Genomic DNA, 18714 nt, shown 5'->3' on the forward strand with positions numbered 1-18714 from the left:
GAGATAGCGCAAAGCGGACGATGCGTTGGGCAGGGTCTTTAGTTAAGGCAAACAGATGCAGTATTTCATTACTCTATTAGCATACTGTCGGATATTTTCTTGACGGAAGTCACCGGCCTAGGAGACTTCAGACGTGACTTTGTTAGGAGGGTATAAACCATGCCATCCTCGGACTCGACTTTATAGAAGTGGTAGCCCACGAAGAATAGAAAAGGGTGTACAGGGATATTGGAGACAAACCATCCAGTGATCATAAGTGCCACAAAGATTGAACACGTCCACGTGGCGTCGAACGCGGTTATTTTTGTGACTAAAGGCATTAGGTAGCTGATAAGAAAAACTAAAATAAAATAATCATTCGACTCTACCTTCTTAGCCTTAAATGGGAAGATCTCGCCCTGAGAGTGAATGAGTCGTAGGATCAAAAGTGGGAGAAAGGTGCCGATTGTCCCTACAATGATCAACTGCCACGTAAAAAGGGTCATTGCATGTGTACTAAAAATTTCGATAGCTGCTGCGACCAACAACGTCGGTGCCGCTGAAGAAATCAACAGGACTGTCTTGAGGATATTGCGCATCTTGGTTCCGTCCATGGATTTCATCAGTTAACATTCGCTGATTCTGAGGCCCTGAGTCAACAGTAGGCTCAGCACTCGACTATCGGAGGTGGTTAAAACTGGCTATTGCAGGAGAATTGATTCGCGAGCGGCCAGCGAACACATTTTGCGTCGATCAAGCAGGCATCCACTGATGCGGCAGCTGCTCGATCTATCGGGCTCGCTGCTTCGGTAGCCGCGTGAGCACATCCTTGAAATGGGCACGTCGTATATCCATTGTTGCGCGCCGATTTGATCGACGCCCGCTTGCCGCTGCGCAGCGACCTGGAATACATCCAGGTCGACCGTCTAAGCGCCCACGGCCGGATGAATCGCCCCTAGCTCGTAGACGGTCCGAACGTTTGCATTGGGCCAACTTTTACTGGTCAAAATCCTAAGCTGTGCTGGTCGAGCCCCAATGCAAATCAAAGTCTGATGTAATTGAGGCCGGTCTATACAGCACCCACAAACGGGCGGGTCCTATCAGGCCAGCTTTGCTGCCAGCTCCTCCGCAGTAATGTTGTAATACCGCTTCAGCATGTTCACCTCCCGATGCCCCGTCACGCTGGCCAGCTCGATCAAATTCGGCAGCTTGGTCGCAAGCCGACAAGTTGCTTCATGCCGCAGATCGTGAAAGCGTAGATTGATCAGGAAGTCTTCCTGAGGCGTTACCTGCGCTGCCCCGCAATCCCCCAGGTATTTCAGCCTTGCTCGCTCCAGGCCTCGCACAAAGGCCTTCTTGAGAGCGTCAGCGGTGGTGGGGAAGACTCGACCGCACAGCGAGCGCGGCAAGTCCTTCAACAGTTGAATAGCCTTTGGTGAAAGCGGGACGGTTCTGGGCAGTCCGTTCTTAGTCGCTGGAAGATGCGCGGTCCTGCGATCTAGGTTCACATGCTTCCAGCGCAGCTCGAAAATTTCGCCACGGCGCATGGCTGTCTCAATCGCGAGTTGGACGATGGGCCGTATCCATGGATTGTGTGAGGAGTCGGCATAGGTGCCGTCAGCACGGCGCTCACGAAGCTCCAGGGCGTTGAGAATGTATTCCTCTTCAACTGGGTCGAGCCGCCGCGAGCGTTCGTCGTTGTAGCTGGGACGGCTGACCATCCTGACTGGGTTCTCGGCAAGATGAATTCCCCACTCGCGGCGAGCAACCTCGATCACACACTGAAACAATGCGAGTTCGCGCTTAACCGTGTTGCCCTTGCGGATTTTCAGGCGCTCATCACGGTAGCGGGCAAAATCGGAGGAGGTGAGGGTGGCGACGATGCGTGTCGCCAACGGGTGCCGCTTTAGCGCTTCCAGGCGTTTAATTTCCGAATAGGCGCCTTTGTGCTTTGGAGCGATCTCGGAGATGTAGCGATCAATAAGTTGATGAAAGGCGGTGCGTTCAGCCTCGACGCGAGAGACAAAAATCCCCCGGTCGATTTCGCTTTCGATCATGCGTGCCCAGGCCTGGGCATCGGATTTGGTTTCGAAGGTTTTGCGCTGGGCTGGGTAGCCCTTACGGCGGATTTGCGCTTCCCACTGATACTCGCCGCGATTCCTGATTGTTGCCATTTCGACCATTCCCGCCACTTTTGAGTGTGGCAAATTTGTGGCAAAAACGACTTTCAGGACTAGGACAGGTTTCTGTCAGGAGCGCTATCCCCTTGTAATACAAGGGAAAGAAGATGGTGCACCCGGCGGGATTCGAACCCACGACCCCTGCCTTCGGAGGGCAGTACTCTATCCAGCTGAGCTACGGATGCTTGTGCGGGCGACATCATACCCATGTCGACCATGGGCGTCCATGCTGGTTTTTGGCCGCTGGAGCGTAGGAAATCGGTGCCCCGCAGCCCTAAGTCGGGCGCCGCTGGTCAAGGCGGTGGAACCCGGTCGAAATACGCCGATCAGAAAGTTTCGGCAAAAGGGCGGTTTTCGTTCTTTTTTTCGAACAGACTATTGCCCTGTACCCCCATTGATCCTAGGATTCGTTTGAGATTTCAAACGCTTCGTGTCCCGTGCGCTATTTCCCTCCTCGCGCGCCGGGGCTGATTTCCCTGACGGCAGCCCACAAGGCGCCTTTCAACAACTCTAATTCGCTCCGCGTGCGCGCGGTGCTGTTAAGGAAAGCCGACATGCAGCTTAAAGATGCCCAGTTGTTCCGCCAGCAAGCCTTTATCGATGGGGCTTGGGTGGATGCGGACAACGGTCAAACCATCAAGGTCAACAACCCTGCCACGGGCGAAATTCTCGGCACCGTGCCAAAGATGGGCGCCGCGGAAACCCGCCGTGCCATCGAAGCCGCCAACAACGCCTTGCCGGCCTGGCGTGCACTGACCGCCAAGGAGCGCGCCAACAAGCTGCGCCGTTGGTTCGAATTGCTGATCGAAAACCAGGACGACCTCGGTCGCCTGATGACCCTCGAGCAAGGCAAGCCGCTGGCCGAAGCCAAGGGCGAAATCGCCTACGCCGCGTCTTTCATCGAGTGGTTCGCCGAAGAAGCCAAGCGCATCTATGGTGACGTGATTCCTGGCCACCAACCCGACAAGCGCCTGATCGTGATCAAGCAGCCTATCGGCGTGACCGCTGCCATTACCCCGTGGAACTTCCCGGCGGCGATGATCACCCGCAAAGCCGGCCCAGCGCTGGCTGCCGGTTGCACCATGGTGATCAAACCCGCTTCGCAAACCCCGTTCTCGGCCCTGGCCCTGGTTGAGCTGGCGCACCGTGCCGGTATCCCGAAAGGCGTGCTGAGCGTGGTCACCGGCAGTGCCGGCGACATCGGTGGCGAGCTCACCAGCAACCCGATCGTGCGCAAATTGTCCTTCACCGGCTCGACTGAAATCGGTCGCCAGCTGATGGCTGAATGCGCCAAGGACATCAAGAAAGTCTCCCTGGAACTGGGCGGCAACGCGCCGTTCATCGTGTTCGACGACGCGGACCTGGATAAGGCCGTCGAAGGCGCGATCATCTCCAAGTACCGCAACAACGGCCAGACCTGCGTCTGCGCCAACCGCCTGTACATTCAGGATTCGGTGTACGACGCGTTTGCGGAAAAACTCAAGGTCGCCGTGGCCAAGTTGAAGATCGGCAACGGTCTGGAAGACGGCACCACCACCGGCCCGCTAATCGATGAAAAAGCCGTCGCCAAGGTGCAGGAACACATCGCCGACGCGGTGAAGAAGGGCGCCAAGCTGCTCAGCGGTGGCAAAGTGATCGAGGGTAACTTCTTCGAGCCGACGATCCTGGTCGATGTGCCGAAAGACGCCGCCGTGGCCAAGGAAGAAACCTTCGGCCCACTGGCGCCGTTGTTCCGTTTCAAGGACGAAGCCGAAGTGATCGCGATGTCCAACGACACCGAGTTCGGCCTGGCGTCCTACTTCTATGCCCGCGACCTGGGCCGTGTGTTCCGTGTGGCCGAAGCCCTGGAATACGGCATGGTCGGCGTCAACACCGGGTTGATCTCCAACGAAGTGGCGCCATTCGGCGGCATCAAGGCTTCGGGCCTGGGCCGTGAAGGTTCCAAGTACGGGATCGAGGACTACCTGGAAATCAAATACCTCTGCCTGGGCATCTAAGCTCTGTAAGAGATTGCAACAAACGCAGAGGGCACGAGAGCGCTGACCCTTTGCGTGTTTCAAGACGTTATTCGTAGTGGCCGGGAATGCTGTGGCAGTCGATCATCGCATGCTGTCGCAGCCTCCTCCCCGCCACGTATTCCTTGGACCGCGCCACCCGATGAGTGGCGAATGAGGACTTTATGAGCAAGACCAACGCATCCCTGATGAAACGCCGCGAATCCGCTGTTCCGCGCGGTGTTGGCCAGATCCACCCGATCTTCGCAGAGTCGGCGAAGAACGCCACCGTGACCGACGTTGAAGGTCGCGAGTTCATCGACTTCGCCGGCGGTATCGCCGTACTGAACACCGGCCACGTGCACCCTAAAATCATCGCCGCCGTGACCGAGCAACTGAACAAGCTGACCCACACTTGCTTCCAGGTACTGGCCTACGAGCCTTACGTTGAAGTGTGTGAAAAAGTGAACGCCAAGGTGCCGGGCGATTTCGCCAAGAAAACCCTGCTGGTCACCACCGGTTCCGAAGCCGTCGAAAACGCCGTGAAAATTGCGCGTGCCGCCACTGGCCGCGCCGGCGTGATCGCCTTCACCGGTGCCTACCATGGCCGTACCATGATGACCCTGGGCCTCACCGGCAAAGTCGTGCCGTACTCGGCCGGCATGGGCCTGATGCCAGGCGGCGTGTTCCGCGCGCTGTACCCGAATGAACTGCACGGTGTGAGCGACGACGATTCCATCGCCAGCATCGAACGCATCTTCAAGAACGATGCCGAGCCGCGTGATATCGCTGCGATCATCATCGAGCCGGTGCAGGGCGAAGGCGGTTTCTACGTCGCGCCTAAAGCCTTCATGAAGCGCCTGCGCGAACTGTGCGACAAGCACGGCATCCTGCTGATCGCCGACGAAGTGCAAACCGGTGCCGGTCGTACCGGTACGTTCTTCGCCATGGAACAGATGGGCGTTGCTGCCGACCTGACCACCTTCGCCAAATCCATCGCGGGCGGCTTCCCGTTGGCCGGTGTGTGCGGCAAGGCCGAGTACATGGACGCCATCGCGCCAGGCGGCCTGGGCGGCACCTACGCCGGTAGCCCGATCGCTTGCGCCGCGGCGCTGGCGGTGATGGAAGTGTTCGAAGAAGAACACCTGCTGGACCGCTGCAAGGCTGTTGGCGAACGTCTGGTCACTGGCCTGAAAGCCATCCAGGCCAAGTACCCGGTGATCGGTGAAGTGCGTGCCCTGGGCGCAATGATTGCGGTCGAGCTGTTCGACGACGGCGACACTCACAAGCCGAACGCCGCTGCCGTTGCCTCCGTGGTGGCCAAGGCGCGTGAGAAGGGCCTGATCCTGCTGAGCTGCGGCACCTACGGCAACGTGTTGCGCGTACTGGTTCCGCTGACCTCGCCGGACGAGCAGTTGGACAAAGGCTTGGCGATCATCGAAGAGTGCTTCGCAGAGCTGTAAGCACAAGCTGACCTGATCGACAGAAAAAACCCGCTTCGGCGGGTTTTTTTGTGCCCTGTGCAGCACATTCAGGCGTTGTTCATTGTACGTAGGCGGCAGCATTGTCTAAGGTGCAAGCATTGCCGATGGAGCGTGCTGGATGAGTGTTGTTGAGTTGCCGGCTGTACCCCGAGTGCTGATTGCCGAAGCGGACCCTTGGTCGCGGGATTTGCTCAAGCAGGTTTTATTGAATGTGCGCTGCGACGCCCGGCTGGATGTGTGCGCCGATGGCCAGCAAGCGGCGACATTGCTGCGAGAGAAGGCCTATGACCTGATCCTGGCGGATTGGGAGTTGCCGGGCATCGATGGCCTGAGTTTGCTGCGCAATGTGCGCCAGAAGCGCCGCTCGCCTGCGCTGCCGTTCATTCTGCTGAGCAGCCGCAATGACAGCGCCAGCGTGCGCGAAGCCTTGCCCCTGGCGCCCACGGCGTACCTGACCAAACCCCTGAACATGGAAAGCCTGACCCAGCGTCTGCAAGACTTGCTGCTGCACGAAGGCGAAAGTGTTTACTGCGAAATTCCACCGCTGGCGCCTGGCATGACCTTGCCGGTGTTCCTGGAGCGTCGTCGCGAAGCCTCCGATGGCGCGCCCCTGCGTGTCGATGTGAAAGCGGCGGTGCAACGCAGCCTGGGTCCCAACGGCCTGGATCTCAAGCGCCTGGAAGACCAGGTGCGGCTTGATCCACAAATCACCGCCGTACTGATTGCTGCCGCCAACAGCGCCGGCCATCACGGCACACCGGTGCAGACCCTACCGGCAGCCCTGCACAAGCTGGCGGCCGGGCAAAGCATGAACCTGATCCTGGGCCTGGCCCTCAAGCACAACGTGGTGCTGGGCGACCCGGCGCTGGTGGCTTATGCCGAGCGCCATTGGCAGTTGTCCCAAGACACGGCTGACTATGCCCGCCGCCTGGCGCGCATGCTGGAGCTGGATCACGAGCGCTGTTACAGCGCGGGCATCTTGCATCGGTTGGGTGACCTGGCGTTGTTGCGCTGCCTGGAAGACTGGCGCCAGGGCGGCGGTGCGCTGGATGACGAAACCATCGGCGAGTCGCTGTATAACTTTGGCGCTGCTTATGGCTCGGCATTGCGCGCCCGTTGGCGTTTGCCGCTGGAACTGCGCCAGTTGATCGCGGCGATCTATTCGCTGGAGGGCGGGGTGTATGCCCGTGATGCGCTGGTGGTGAATCTGGCCGCGCAGATGGCGCGGTTGACGGAGCATGAAGGGCTGGAGGCGCTGGCGAGTAGCAAGACGGCGCGGCTGCTCAAGGTGGGTTTGTCTGAATTGACCCGTGTGCGCAAAGCTTAAAGCTCGATGAGATCCAAGTGTGGGAGGGGGCTTGCCCCCGATAGCGGTGGATCAGTCACTGATGTGTAGGCTGATACACCGCAATCGGGGACAAGCCCCCTCCCACATTTGACCTGTGTTGAACTAGCTGGATGTGCTCGGCTTTAGCCCGCAACCACCCGGTTCTTGCCCAAGCGCTTGGCCTCATACATGGCCGCATCCGCCCGCGCAAACAGGCTGTCGAGGGTTGAATCCTGTTCACTGAGATTGGCCAAGCCCTGGCTGATGGTCACGTTAAAGTCCTGCCCGTCATAGCTGAACGTCAATTGCTGGATCTCTTTACCCAGCCGCTCAGCCACCTGCAGTGCCATCTCCGGCGCACACCCCGGCAGTACGGCGGCGAACTCCTCACCCCCAATGCGTCCGAACAGGTCGCCACGACGCAATACCCCGCGACCGCTCTCGGCGATACGCCGCAGCACCTGATCGCCCTCCAGGTGGCCGTAGGTATCGTTGACCTCCTTGAAATCATCGATATCCAGCAGCAGGAAAGCCAGCGGCGCGCCCTGGGCGCAGGCACTGTCGAAGGCCTGGTTGGCGCATTCGAAAAAATGCCGGCGGTTGCTGCTCTGGGTGAGTGCGTCGGTGGTGGCCAGGCGGTGCAGTTCAAGTTCAAGCTGCTTCTTTTCGGTGATGTCTTCGGCCATCCCCACCACGATCACCGGCTCGCCAGGCTCGGCCTGTTGGTTGATGTAGCACTTGTCACTGAGCCAGCGGATCTGCCCGTCGGCGGTGATGATGCGGTACTCGCGGTCTTCCACGGCGCCGTGTTCCAACACGCGGTGCAGGCTGTGTTCGGCGTAGTCGAGGTCTTCGGGGTGGATGCTGTTGCGCCATTCCCGATGATCGGCCAGCAACAACCCGGCAGACCGTCCGAACACGCGTTCGTAGGCGGGGCTCACATACAGCACGCGGCGTGATTCCCAATCGACGGCCCATAACACCGCGTTCACACTCACCAGCAGTGAACTCAGCAACTGCTCACGCTCGCTCAACCGCTCCACTTCACCCTGGGCGTGCATCAGCGCCAGCAGGGTGGCAGCCGCCGCTGGACGCGTATGTTCAACGGTTGGGGGGGCAGTTACGTAGGGCGTTTCGTGAACCATCGGCACAACTCTCTCTGGGCGCGCCGCGAGGTAAAACAGCGGTCGCTACAAGGGGCCACCATGATGGCGAAGTGTTCTTTGAGAGAGGGGAATCGCGGTGAAGTTCCGTCAAGGGGACGGATTGGCGCTGCCCGAGAAATGGCGCCAAAAAGCTGATGGGCGGGAGAGCAAGCCCTCCCGCCGCACCGTCAGGCTGCCGCAGGACGCAGCGAATAGGTCTTCAATTGGTGAGCAAAATCCCGCAGGGACTGGATGCCGCTGGCCTCGGCTTCGTGCACCCATTCCTTGATGGCTGCGAGCATATCGTGGCCGTTGGAGCTGGTCTTGACCCAGATCTGTTGCAGCGCCAGGCGCTTCTCATAGATCACTTTCAGCGCGTGGCTGTGCTCCAGCATGCTTTGGATGCGCACGTGATGGCGATCATCCAGCAAGCTGGTTTCCCGCGACAGCAAGCGTTTGGCGCGATGGAACTGGTGACGCACCGAATGATCGACCTTCTCCAGCTCTTGCTTGACCAGCGGGCCGATCACCAGCTTGCGGTACTGGGCCATGATCTGGAAGCGGTTGTTGAGGATTGCCATGGCAGTGTCCATGTCCAGGTGGCCTTTGCCCTCGACGCGGTGGGCAATTGGCGCCACACGCTGCACCTTGGCCAGGCGCAGCCAGCTGAACACCTTGATCCAGGCCCAGCCCAAGTCGAACTCCCACTTTTTCACCGACAGCTTGGCCGAGTTCGGGTAGGTATGGTGGTTGTTGTGCAGCTCTTCGCCACCGACGATGATGCCCCACGGCACCAGGTTGGTCGCCGCGTCACGGCATTCGAAGTTGCGATAGCCTACGGCATGACCCAGGCCGTTGATCACGCCGGCAGCCCAGAACGGAATCCACATCATCTGGATCGCCCAGATGGTGATGCCGATGGTGCCGAACAGCAGCAGGTCGATCACGCCCATGATCGCCACGCCCAGCAGCGGGTAAGGGGTGTAGATCTTGCGCTCGATCCAGTCGTCCGGGCAGTTCTTGCCGTAGATGCGCAGGGTCTCGGGGTTTTCCGCTTCGGCGCGGTACAGTTCTGCACCTTTGCGCAGAACGGTCGATAAACCCTTGATCACCGGGCTGTGCGGGTCGTCGACGGTTTCGCATTTGGCGTGGTGCTTACGGTGGATGGCGGTCCACTCGCGGGTGTTCTGCGCCGTGGTCAGCCACAGCCAGAAGCGGAAGAAGTGTTTCAGGCCGGCATTGAGCTCCAGGGAGCGATGGGCTGAATAGCGGTGCAGATAAACCGTGACCGCGACGATGGTCACGTGGGTCATCAACAGAGTGACCGCCACCAGTTGCCAGGCTGACAGGTCAAGAAAACCGTTGTACCACATAGGCTGTATGGCCCTCAGATAAAGAAAAGAACAGCTCACGCATTATCACTAAGCCTACAGAGAAAACCAGCCGGCCTTTCAGATAGGAGTGACTGGATGTTTCTTATTCTATAATCCGCAGCCTTTGTTGGGCGATTCTGTTTTTTTGGTAAGGATTACTGACCATATGCTGTTTTCATACCGAGGTGCCCTGCGTGCGGGGCTGGTATACCTGCTGGTTTCGGTTGTGTGGCTCCAGCTCAGCAACCAACTATTGATCAACTTTCTCGATGAACCTCGGGAGTTGGGGCACTGGTTACAGGTGCGCGGTTACGTGTGGGTCGCGTTGAGTGCGCTGGCTATCTACTGGATTTGCGCACGGTTTGCCCGGGCCAACCTTTTGCAGCAACCGCTGCGAGAAAACCGCGAGCGCTTGCGCCAGGCCGCCGCCGTGTTCGATTGCACCCGCGAAGGCGTGCTGGTCACCGACGCCAAGGGCGTGATCGTGCATGTGAACCGGGCTTTTATGGAGATCACCGGCTACACCCGTGAGGACGTCATGGGTCAGCAGCCCAGCCTGTTCAAGTCGGGGCGCCATTCGTCGAGTTTTTACCAACAGATGTTCCAGAGCCTGGCGCGCATCGGCGAATGGAGCGGCGAAATCTGGAACCGGCGCAAAAGCGGTGAAATTTATCCACAGTGGCAAACCATCCGGGTGATCCACGATGACCAGGGCCAAGTCAGCCACTATGTCGCGGTGTTTTCCGATATCAGCGCCATCAAGGATTCGGAACACGAACTGGCCCACCTCGCTCACCATGACCCGCTGACCGACCTGCCCAATCGCTTGCTCTTCACCGACCGCGCCGAACAGGCGCTGGCCTCGGCGCAAGCCCACAAGCGCGGCTGCGCCCTGCTGTTGCTGGACCTGGATCACTTCAAGATCATCAACGACAGCCTGGGCCATAACGTCGGCGACCAATTGCTCAAACTGGTGGGCGAGCGGCTCCGGGGCCTGTTCGGCTCCGGCGTGACCCTGGCGCGCCTGGGTGGGGATGAATTCGCGGTGCTGGCGGAAAGTTGTCCACAGGTGGTGCAGGCGGCTGCACTGGCGCAGCGCATTCTGGATGCGATGAAACAGCCGTTCATCTTCGACGGCCACCAGTTGTTTATCAGCACCAGCATCGGCATCAGCCTGTTCCCCAGCGATGCGCGCAGCGCCGAGCAGTTGCTGCGCAACGCCGATTCCGCGTTGTTCAAGGCCAAGAGTGCCGGCCGCGAGGGCTACGCGTTGTACACCGAAGAACTCACTGCCCATGCGCAGAACCGCGTGGAAATCGCCAGCGAACTGCGCCGCGCCCTCGACCAGCAAGAGCTGTGCGTCTACTACCAACCGGTGCACGACTTGCACACTAGCCGCCTGATCGGGGTCGAAGCGCTGGTGCGCTGGCAGCACCCGGAGCGTGGGTTGGTGCCGCCGGGGGACTTTATCCCCATTGCCGAACGTACCGGGTTGATTGCCGAGATCGACGCCTGGGTGCTGGACCAGTCCTGCCGCCAGATGTGCCAATGGCTGGCGGGCGGTGTGCCGCTGACCTTTATTGCCGTGAATGTTTCCAGCCGCCTGTTCGCCCGGCGTGAACTCTACGACCAGGTTGCCCAGGTGCTGCATGCCACCGGTTTGGACCCTGCATTCCTGGAGTTGGAAGTCACAGAAAGCGCCGTGATGGACGACCCGGAGGTGGCCCTGGAACAACTGCACCGCCTGCGTGAACTGGGCTTGCGCCTGGCCATTGATGATTTCGGCACCGGTTATTCCTCGCTGCTGCGCCTCAAGCGCCTGCCGGTGCAGAAGCTCAAGATCGACCAGGGCTTTGTCGCCGGCTTGCCGTGGGATGAGGACGACGCCGCGATTGTGCGCGTGGTGATCGCCCTGGCGAAAAGCATGGGCATGCAGGTGCATGCCGAAGGAATCGAGCAGGTGGAACAGGCGCGGTTCTTGTTGGAGCAGGAGTGCGATATGGGGCAGGGGTATTGGTTTGGGCGACCGGTGCCGGCGGTAGAGATCGACTGGAACAGGGCGCCCATCATCCAAACTTGAAATGCAGTCAAAGTGTGGGAGGGGCGGTGCGACGATTCGACTTGCCCCCGATGAGGGAGTGTCAGCCAACTAATTAGCGACTGATACACCACCATCGGGGGCAAGCCCCCTCCCACATTTGGATCTTCTCAAGGCTTTATTTCTGCATAAATCTGCAAAATCCCCGCGCAACCCCACGCCCCACCAGAAAATTCTTTCTAGTTATATAAACATTCTTAAATAGTATTTTTAAGAATATCCGCGCTTATCTACTATCGCCCTCACGCCACACGCAGTGCCGCCACTGCAAGGCACGCACTTTTCATTTCAGGAGCGAGACCATGAGCGCATCTCTACGTAGCGTCGACGGCCAGGACGAAGCAGCCATTTTGCGTGAGATCCAGAGCGCATTGCGCGATCTGCGGTTTGGCGCGGTGGAAATCACTGTGCATAACGCGCAAGTGGTACAGATTGAACGCAAAGAAAAATTCCGTCTGCAGAACCCGGGCAACAAACCGAGCTGAGCCGTGACGGCGATTCGCATGCTAGACCCGCAACTATAAGAAAAAGCCAACACCCAGAATTTTCAGGAGCTTCTATGTCGTCGATTCGCCGTTATGCCCTGGCCGCCCTGGCCAGTGCCGTGTTTGCAGGTTCCGCCGTTGCCAAGGACTACGAGTTGCTCAACGTCTCGTACGACCCGACCCGTGAGCTGTACCAGGACTACAACGCTGAGTTCACCAAGTTCTGGAAAGAGTCCCACCCAGGTGACAACGTCAAGATCCAGCAATCCCACGGTGGTTCGGGCAAGCAAGGCCGTGCCGTGATCGACGGCCTGCGTGCCGACGTGGTCACCCTGGCCCTGGCCGGTGACATCGACGAAATCGCCAAGCTGGGCAAGACCCTGCCGGAAAACTGGCAGACCCGCCTGCCGGACGCAAGCACCCCGTACACCTCGACCATCGTGTTCCTGGTGCGCAAGGGCAACCCTAAAGGCATCAAGGACTGGGGCGACCTGATCAAGAAAGACGTCTCCGTGATCACCCCGAACCCGAAAACCTCCGGCGGCGCCCGCTGGAACTTCCTCGCCGCCTGGGCCTACGGCCTCAAATCCGGTGGCAGCGAAGCCAAGGCCCAGGAATACGTGAAAGAGCTGTTCAAGCACGTGCCTGTGCTGGACACCGGCGCGCGCGGCTCGACCATCACCTTCGTCAACAACGGTCAGGGTGACGTGTTGCTGGCCTGGGAAAACGAAGCCTTCCTGGCGCTGAAAGAAGACGGCGGCGCCGACAAGTTCGATATCGTCGTACCGTCCCTGTCGATCCTCGCCGAGCCGCCAGTGGCCGTGGTCGACAAGAACGCCGAGAAAAAGGGCAACACCGAGATCGCCACCGAGTACCTGAAACACCTGTACAGTCCGGCTGGCCAGGAGATCGCGGCGAAAAACTTCTACCGCCCACGTGACGCAAAAGTGGCCGCCAAATACGTCCAGCAGTTCCCGAAACTGGACCTGGTGACTATCGACAAAGACTTCGGCGGCTGGAAAACTGCCCAACCGAAATTCTTTAACGACGGTGGCGTGTTCGACCAGATCTACACCGCGCAGTAAGCCAAAGTACCTGTAGGCGCTCACCTTCTGTGGAGAGGCTCTTACTGTGGCGAGGGAGCTTGCTCCCGCTGGGCTGCGAAGCAGCCCCAAACCAGGCAGCGGATACCGGTTTGGGAGCGCTTCGCGCTCCAGCGGGAGCAAGCTCCCTCGCCACAGTAGGTTAACTCTCCCTAAGTGGCGCGCACCTACAGTGGTTTCTACCTTTTAACCAAGGACTCTTATGTCGCGTCGTATCTCCCCCGTCATACCCGGCTTCGGGCTGACGCTGGGCTACACCGTGGTGTACCTCAGCCTGATCGTACTCATCCCCCTGGCGGCGATGTTTGTACACGCCGCTCAACTCACCTGGGATCAGTTCTGGAACATCATCTCCGCACCGCGCGTGCTGGCGGCGTTGAAGTTGAGCTTCAGCACCGCGTTGTACGCTGCGCTGATCAACGGCGTGATCGGCACGCTGCTGGCCTGGGTGCTGGTGCGCTACACCTTCCCCGGTCGCAAGATCATCGATGCGATGATCGACCTGCCGTTCGCCCTGCCCACGGCCGTTGCCGGTATCGCGTTGACCGCGCTGTACACGCCTAACGGTTTCGTCGGCCAATTTGCCGCCGACCTGGGCTTCAAAATTGCCTACACCCCGTTGGGTATCACCCTGGCGCTGACCTTCGTCACGCTGCCTTTCGTGGTGCGGACGGTGCAGCCGGTACTGGCGGATATCCCTCGGGAAGTCGAAGAGGCCGCCGCCTGTTTGGGGGCCAAGCCGATCCAGGTGTTCCGCCATATCCTCGTGCCCGCCTTGCTGCCGGCCTGGCTGACCGGTTTCGCCCTGGCCTTTGCCCGTGGCGTCGGTGAGTACGGCTCGGTGATTTTCATCGCCGGCAACATGCCGATGAAAACCGAGATCCTGCCGCTGCTGATCATGGTCAAGCTCGACCAATACGACTACCGCGGCGCCACCTCCATCGGCGTGCTGATGCTGGTGGTTTCCTTTGTCCTGCTGCTGCTGATCAACTTGTTGCAGCGGCGCATCGAACGTCCATAAGGAGGCGCGGAACATGTCCCAATCGTCTATTTCCGCCGCGTCCTCGGCCAACGCCGCCCGTCGTGGCAGTGCGACCTCGCGACGTATCCTGATCGGCCTTGGCTGGCTGGTGTTCACGCTGTTCCTGCTGCTGCCGCTGCTGATCGTGGTGACTCAGGGCTTGAAGAACGGCCTCGGCGCGTTCTTCACCGCGATCCTTGAACCCGACGCGCTGTCGGCGCTGAAACTCACGGTGATTGCGGTAGTGATCTCGGTGCCGCTCAACGTGGTGTTCGGCGTCAGCGCCGCCTGGTGCGTGAGCAAGTACTCGTTCCGTGGCAAGAGCATCCTGGTGACGCTGATCGACCTGCCGTTTTCGGTGTCGCCGGTGATCGCCGGTCTGGTCTACGTGCTGATGTTCGGTGCCCAGGGCTTCTTTGGCCCGTGGTTGGCCGATCACGACATTCAGATCGTGTTTGCCTTGCCCGGCATTGTGCTGGCGACCATCTTCGTTACCGTGCCTTTCGTGGCCCGTGAACTGATCCCGCTGATGCAGGAACAGGGCACCCAGGAAGAAGAAGCGGCGCGCCTGCTCGGTGCCAATGGCTGGCAGATGTTCTGGCACGTGACCGTGCCGAACATCAAATGGGGCCTGATCTACGGCGTGGTGCTGTGTACCGCACGGGCCATGGGTGAGTTTGGCGCGGTGTCGGTGGTGTCGGGCCACATCCGCGGCGTCACCAACACCCTGCCGCTGCACGTCGAGATTCTCTATAACGAATACAACCACGTTGCCGCGTTTGCGGTGGCCAGCCTGCTGCTGATCCTGGCGCTCTTTATCCTGCTGCTCAAGCAGTGGAGCGAGAACCGTATCAACCGCCTGCGCAACAGTGCCGGTGAGGAATAAGTCATGTCGATCGAAGTCCGTAATGTCAGCAAGAACTTCAACGCCTTCAAGGCCCTGAACAGCATCAATCTGGATATCCAGAGTGGCGAGCTGGTGGCGTTGCTTGGCCCGTCCGGCTGCGGCAAGACCACCTTGCTGCGCATCATTGCCGGCCTGGAAACCCCGGATGACGGCAACATCGTGTTCCACGGTGAAGACGTCTCCGGCCACGATGTGCGTGATCGCAACGTCGGCTTTGTGTTCCAGCACTATGCGCTGTTCCGCCATATGACCGTGTTCGACAACGTTGCCTTCGGCCTGCGCATGAAGCCGAAGAACCAACGCCCGAGCGAGAGCCAGATCGCCAGCAAAGTCCACGAACTGCTGAACATGGTGCAGCTCGATTGGCTGTCCGACCGCTACCCGGAACAACTCTCCGGCGGTCAGCGCCAGCGTATCGCCCTGGCCCGCGCCCTGGCGGTCGAACCCAAAGTGCTGCTGCTGGACGAACCCTTCGGCGCCCTCGACGCCAAGGTGCGTAAAGAACTGCGCCGCTGGCTGGCACGCCTGCACGAAGACATCAACCTGACCTCGGTGTTCGTGACCCACGACCAGGAAGAAGCCATGGAAGTGGCCGACCGTATCGTGGTGATGAACAAGGGCGTGATCGAGCAGATCGGTTCACCGGGTGAAGTCTACGAAAACCCGGCCAGCGATTTCGTCTACCACTTCCTGGGCGACTCCAACCGCCTGCACCTGGGTGAAGACCACCACGTGTTGTTCCGCCCTCACGAAGTGTCGCTGTCGCGTCATGAACTGGAAGACCACCACGCCGCCGAAGTGCGTGATATTCGCCCACTTGGCGCGACCACCCGTGTGACGTTGAAGGTGGAAGGCCAGAGCGAGCTGATCGAGGCCGAAGTGGTGAAAGACCACGACAGCCTCACTGGTTTGGCCCGTGGCGAGACCTTGTTCTTCAAACCCAAGGTCTGGCAAAAAGCCTAAGAACCCACCACATCACTCAATGTGAAATGCGGGCCAATGTGGGAGGGGGCTTGCCCCCGATAGCGGTGTGTCAGGTTAGATATTCTTGACTGACCCACTGCCATCGGGGGCAAGTCGAATCGTCGCACCGCCCCTCTCACATTTAGACTTGACCAGGCTTTAGATCGCGGCGTGCCACCGGCCCCGACCGTTCTTCAATCTGTTGCTTGAGGTCATGGCGCAAGCCCAGCAGAAACGCCAGCTCCGCCACCACAAACAACGGCCCCACGATCAACCCCGACACGTCGTCCACAAAGGCGGGTTTGCGGCCCTCGTAGTAATGGCCGACAAATTGAATCACCCAGCCCACCACAAACATGCCGATGCCGCTGGCGAGCCACACCGTGGTGCTTTGCGCCGCCAACACGTGGCCCGCCCACACGGACAAGCCCATCAACACCGTCATCAGCACACCCAGCGCCAGTTCCAGGCGCAGGTAGAACCAGGCGGAAAACAGCGCAAGCAGCACGGCGGGTGAAATCCACAACCCGGCCACTGTCCATTCCGGGCGTGACAGCAGCACCGCCACTGCGACGACGATCAGCGGGATACCGATAAAGTGGCTGGCGATATTGCGCGGGTCACGGTGGTAGGCGGCGTATTGACTGAGGTGGTCGACGAGGCTTTTCATTGTTATTCCTCCTGTAGGATGTTTGATCATGCCCTGTCGGCCGTTGCCTGACTGTCAGCTGGGCGACAATCTTCGGAGTTCCCATGGACACAGAGAAATGGCGCGCGCGGCTGGCCACTGGGCACTGGTTCAGCCACTTGCCCGCTGCCTTTCAGGATAGCTTGCTGGCCCAGGCCCGGCTGCGGCAACTGACGACGGGGCAATACCTGTTCAAACGCGGTGACCCGCCTTGCGGTTTGTACGCCGTGCTTGAGGGCAGCCTGCGGATCAGTGCGGTGAACGAACACGGCAAGGAAGCGGTGCTGAGCCTGGTGGAGCCGCCTTTCTGGTTCGGTGAAATCTGCCTGTTCGACGGCTTGCCGCGCACCCATGACGCCTGCGCTGTCGGGCCGTGCACGTTACTGCAGGTGCCACAGCAGCCGCTGCTGAACATCCTTGATGAACACCCGCAGTATTGGCGTGACCTGGCCCTGCTGATGAGCCAGAAATTGCGCTTGAGTTTTATCGGCCTGGAACAACTGAGCCTGATGCCGGGCTCAGTGCGCCTGGCGAGTCGTTTGCTGATGATTGTCGAGGGCTACGGCGATAGCGAGACGTCACGGCGTACCGTGCAACTGCCCCAGGAAGACCTGGCCGCCATGTTGAGTTTGTCGCGCCAGACGACCAATGCGCTGCTCAAGGATCTGCAGGCCCAGGGCATTGTGCGGTTGGGGTATGGGGAGATTGAAGTGCTTGAGTTGCAGCGGTTGCGGGAGGCGGCGCATACCTGAAGTCAGGTTGTGTCTGGGCCGGCCTCATCGGGGGCAAGCCCCCTCCCACACTTGAATGTATTCACAAATAGAAATGTGTGAACACAGTCCAATGTGGGAGGGGGCTTGCCCCCGATGAGGCCCTCAAAATCACCTACCGCAACCCCTCCCGAAACTGCCCCGGCGTCATCCCCGTCCAGCGCTTGAACGCCCGGTTAAAGCTGCTGGTATCCGCAAACCCCAGCAAGTGACTGATCTCCGCCAGCGAACACTGCGGATCGCGCAAATGCAGCAACGCCAAATTCTCACGGCACTCATTGAGCAACGCATCGAACCGACACCCCTCGTCCGCCAGATGCCGCTGCAAGCTACGCAAGCTCAAGTGCAGCGCTTGAGCGACGCGTTCGGCACTCGGTTCGCCATCGGGCAATTGCGCTTCGATCACCCGGCGTACCTTGCGCTCCCAGGTCAGCGGTTGCAGTTGGGCCAGGGTGCGTTTGAGCACGGTTTCGTTGTGCTCGGCCAGCTCCGGATTGGCGTCGTCCAAGTGGCTGTCAAAATCATGAGCGGCGAACTCCAGGCGGTCTTCCTCGGCGCCGAAAAACACCGGCGCACGAAACACCGTGTGCCACGGCGTGGGGTCCGCCGGCTCCGGCCGGCGCAGGTACACCGCCAGCGGCGCGTAGTCACGGCCCAGGCGATTGCGGCAGGTGCGCACATAGATCGCGGCAAATGCATCGATGGCTTCAAGCGCCGGCGCCGGGCTGCCGGGCAGTTGCAGCAGGCGAAAGCGGTAGCGTTCACCGTCGCCACTCAGTTCCAGCGTCAGGGCGTCGCTGACCACCTGGTGATAGCGCACGATGCGTTCGAATACTTCGCGCAGGCTGCCGCTGGCCACCAGCGCATACCCCAGCGCATGAAACGTGGTGGGGCTGACAAACCGCGACACCCGCAAGCCAATCGCCGGATCGCCGCTGGCCTGCACCGCCAGTTCCCACAAACGCGTGGTGGCCGACAGCGGGTAGCGCGCATTGGGATCGTCCATGTGCTGCGGGTCGAGCCCGGCTTGCGCACACAATGCGGCGCTGTCGAGGCCCAGGGCGTCGAGCTGCTTGCGCAGGGCGCGGGTCCAGCTGGCGAGGGAGGTGGGTTCGGTCATGACGATTGGCGCTTGCGGTCAACAGGTTGGCGTCCGGGGCTTGCGTCCTGCCAGATCGCTTGGGGCAGGATGGACAG

The 18714-nt window shown here is 60.0% G+C and carries 16 protein-coding genes and 1 tRNA gene; 10 read left to right on the forward strand and 7 right to left on the reverse strand.

All coding sequences use genetic code 11. The annotated features are described in order from the left end of the window. Nucleotides 1-68: 68 nt before the first annotated feature. From DYL61_RS07830 to DYL61_RS07840, 3 genes are all read right to left on the reverse strand, one after another. A complete protein-coding gene (locus DYL61_RS07830; RefSeq protein ID WP_135307858.1) occupies nucleotides 69-578 on the reverse strand; it encodes a hypothetical protein in 510 nt (169 codons plus the stop codon). A gap of 501 nt (nucleotides 579-1079) precedes the next feature. Further along, nucleotides 1080-2162: a site-specific integrase gene (locus DYL61_RS07835; RefSeq protein WP_238704548.1), complete on the reverse strand. Its 1083-nt coding sequence runs from the start codon at nucleotides 2160-2162 to the stop codon at nucleotides 1080-1082. A 105-nt stretch (nucleotides 2163-2267) separates the two neighbouring features. Next, nucleotides 2268-2344: transfer RNA gene (locus tag DYL61_RS07840), tRNA-Arg, on the reverse strand. A gap of 369 nt (nucleotides 2345-2713) precedes the next feature. Between DYL61_RS07840 and gabD the strand changes: the two genes are divergently transcribed. The 3 genes from gabD to DYL61_RS07855 all read left to right on the forward strand — a co-directional run bounded on the left by gabD (nucleotide 2714) and on the right by DYL61_RS07855 (nucleotide 6964). Next, nucleotides 2714-4156, forward strand: a complete 1443-nt coding sequence (gene gabD, locus DYL61_RS07845) for an NADP-dependent succinate-semialdehyde dehydrogenase (RefSeq protein ID WP_105698337.1) — start codon at nucleotides 2714-2716, stop codon at nucleotides 4154-4156. Between the two features lie 182 nt (nucleotides 4157-4338). Further along, the gene (gene gabT, locus DYL61_RS07850; protein ID WP_105698338.1) at nucleotides 4339-5616 is read left to right on the forward strand and encodes a 4-aminobutyrate--2-oxoglutarate transaminase; all 1278 of its coding nucleotides are present in this window, start codon (nucleotides 4339-4341) and stop codon (nucleotides 5614-5616) included. Between the two features lie 139 nt (nucleotides 5617-5755). Next, nucleotides 5756-6964, forward strand: a complete 1209-nt coding sequence (locus DYL61_RS07855) for an HDOD domain-containing protein (protein ID WP_135307859.1) — start codon at nucleotides 5756-5758, stop codon at nucleotides 6962-6964. Between the two features lie 143 nt (nucleotides 6965-7107). Here the strand turns inward: DYL61_RS07855 and DYL61_RS07860 are convergent, their stop codons facing one another. Together DYL61_RS07860 and desA are read right to left on the reverse strand one after the other, a co-directional pair. Beyond that, nucleotides 7108-8109 (reverse strand): sensor domain-containing diguanylate cyclase, encoded by a 1002-nt coding sequence (locus tag DYL61_RS07860; protein WP_135307860.1) that lies wholly within the window; start codon nucleotides 8107-8109, stop codon nucleotides 7108-7110. A gap of 188 nt (nucleotides 8110-8297) precedes the next feature. Beyond that, the gene (gene desA, locus DYL61_RS07865) at nucleotides 8298-9482 is read right to left on the reverse strand and encodes a delta-9 fatty acid desaturase DesA (RefSeq protein ID WP_135307861.1); all 1185 of its coding nucleotides are present in this window, start codon (nucleotides 9480-9482) and stop codon (nucleotides 8298-8300) included. 166 nt (nucleotides 9483-9648) lie between these two features. Between desA and dibA the strand changes: the two genes are divergently transcribed. The 6 genes from dibA to DYL61_RS07895 all read left to right on the forward strand — a co-directional run bounded on the left by dibA (nucleotide 9649) and on the right by DYL61_RS07895 (nucleotide 16059). Beyond that, nucleotides 9649-11562: a phosphodiesterase DibA gene (dibA, locus tag DYL61_RS07870; RefSeq protein WP_135307862.1), complete on the forward strand. Its 1914-nt coding sequence runs from the start codon at nucleotides 9649-9651 to the stop codon at nucleotides 11560-11562. 320 nt (nucleotides 11563-11882) lie between these two features. Further along, nucleotides 11883-12065, forward strand: coding sequence for a sulfur starvation response protein OscA (oscA, locus tag DYL61_RS07875; protein WP_003170956.1), 183 nt, complete (start codon nucleotides 11883-11885; stop codon nucleotides 12063-12065). 74 nt (nucleotides 12066-12139) lie between these two features. Continuing rightward, nucleotides 12140-13150, forward strand: a complete 1011-nt coding sequence (locus DYL61_RS07880; protein ID WP_105698343.1) for a sulfate ABC transporter substrate-binding protein — start codon at nucleotides 12140-12142, stop codon at nucleotides 13148-13150. Between the two features lie 220 nt (nucleotides 13151-13370). Continuing rightward, nucleotides 13371-14189 (forward strand): sulfate ABC transporter permease subunit CysT, encoded by an 819-nt coding sequence (gene cysT / locus DYL61_RS07885; RefSeq protein ID WP_105698344.1) that lies wholly within the window; start codon nucleotides 13371-13373, stop codon nucleotides 14187-14189. A 13-nt stretch (nucleotides 14190-14202) separates the two neighbouring features. After that, entirely contained in the window at nucleotides 14203-15075 is an 873-nt protein-coding gene (gene cysW / locus DYL61_RS07890) for a sulfate ABC transporter permease subunit CysW (protein ID WP_105698345.1), read from the forward strand. A gap of 3 nt (nucleotides 15076-15078) precedes the next feature. Then, nucleotides 15079-16059, forward strand: a complete 981-nt coding sequence (locus tag DYL61_RS07895; protein ID WP_135307863.1) for a sulfate/molybdate ABC transporter ATP-binding protein — start codon at nucleotides 15079-15081, stop codon at nucleotides 16057-16059. A gap of 142 nt (nucleotides 16060-16201) precedes the next feature. On the opposite strand, the gene DYL61_RS07900 is transcribed toward DYL61_RS07895, so the two are convergent. Beyond that, nucleotides 16202-16729, reverse strand: coding sequence for an Mpo1 family 2-hydroxy fatty acid dioxygenase (locus DYL61_RS07900; RefSeq protein ID WP_135307864.1), 528 nt, complete (start codon nucleotides 16727-16729; stop codon nucleotides 16202-16204). An 83-nt stretch (nucleotides 16730-16812) separates the two neighbouring features. On the opposite strand from DYL61_RS07900, the gene DYL61_RS07905 reads away from it, so the two are divergent. Continuing rightward, complete coding sequence (locus tag DYL61_RS07905) at nucleotides 16813-17499, forward strand: Crp/Fnr family transcriptional regulator (protein WP_135307865.1); 687 nt, start codon at nucleotides 16813-16815, stop codon at nucleotides 17497-17499. A gap of 133 nt (nucleotides 17500-17632) precedes the next feature. Here the strand turns inward: DYL61_RS07905 and DYL61_RS07910 are convergent, their stop codons facing one another. Beyond that, entirely contained in the window at nucleotides 17633-18637 is a 1005-nt protein-coding gene (locus tag DYL61_RS07910) for an AraC family transcriptional regulator (RefSeq protein WP_135307866.1), read from the reverse strand. Between the last annotated feature and the right edge of the window lie 77 nt (nucleotides 18638-18714).

This window comes from Pseudomonas nabeulensis (genome assembly GCF_004682045.1).
Taxonomy (GTDB): Bacteria; Pseudomonadota; Gammaproteobacteria; order Pseudomonadales; family Pseudomonadaceae; genus Aquipseudomonas; species Aquipseudomonas nabeulensis.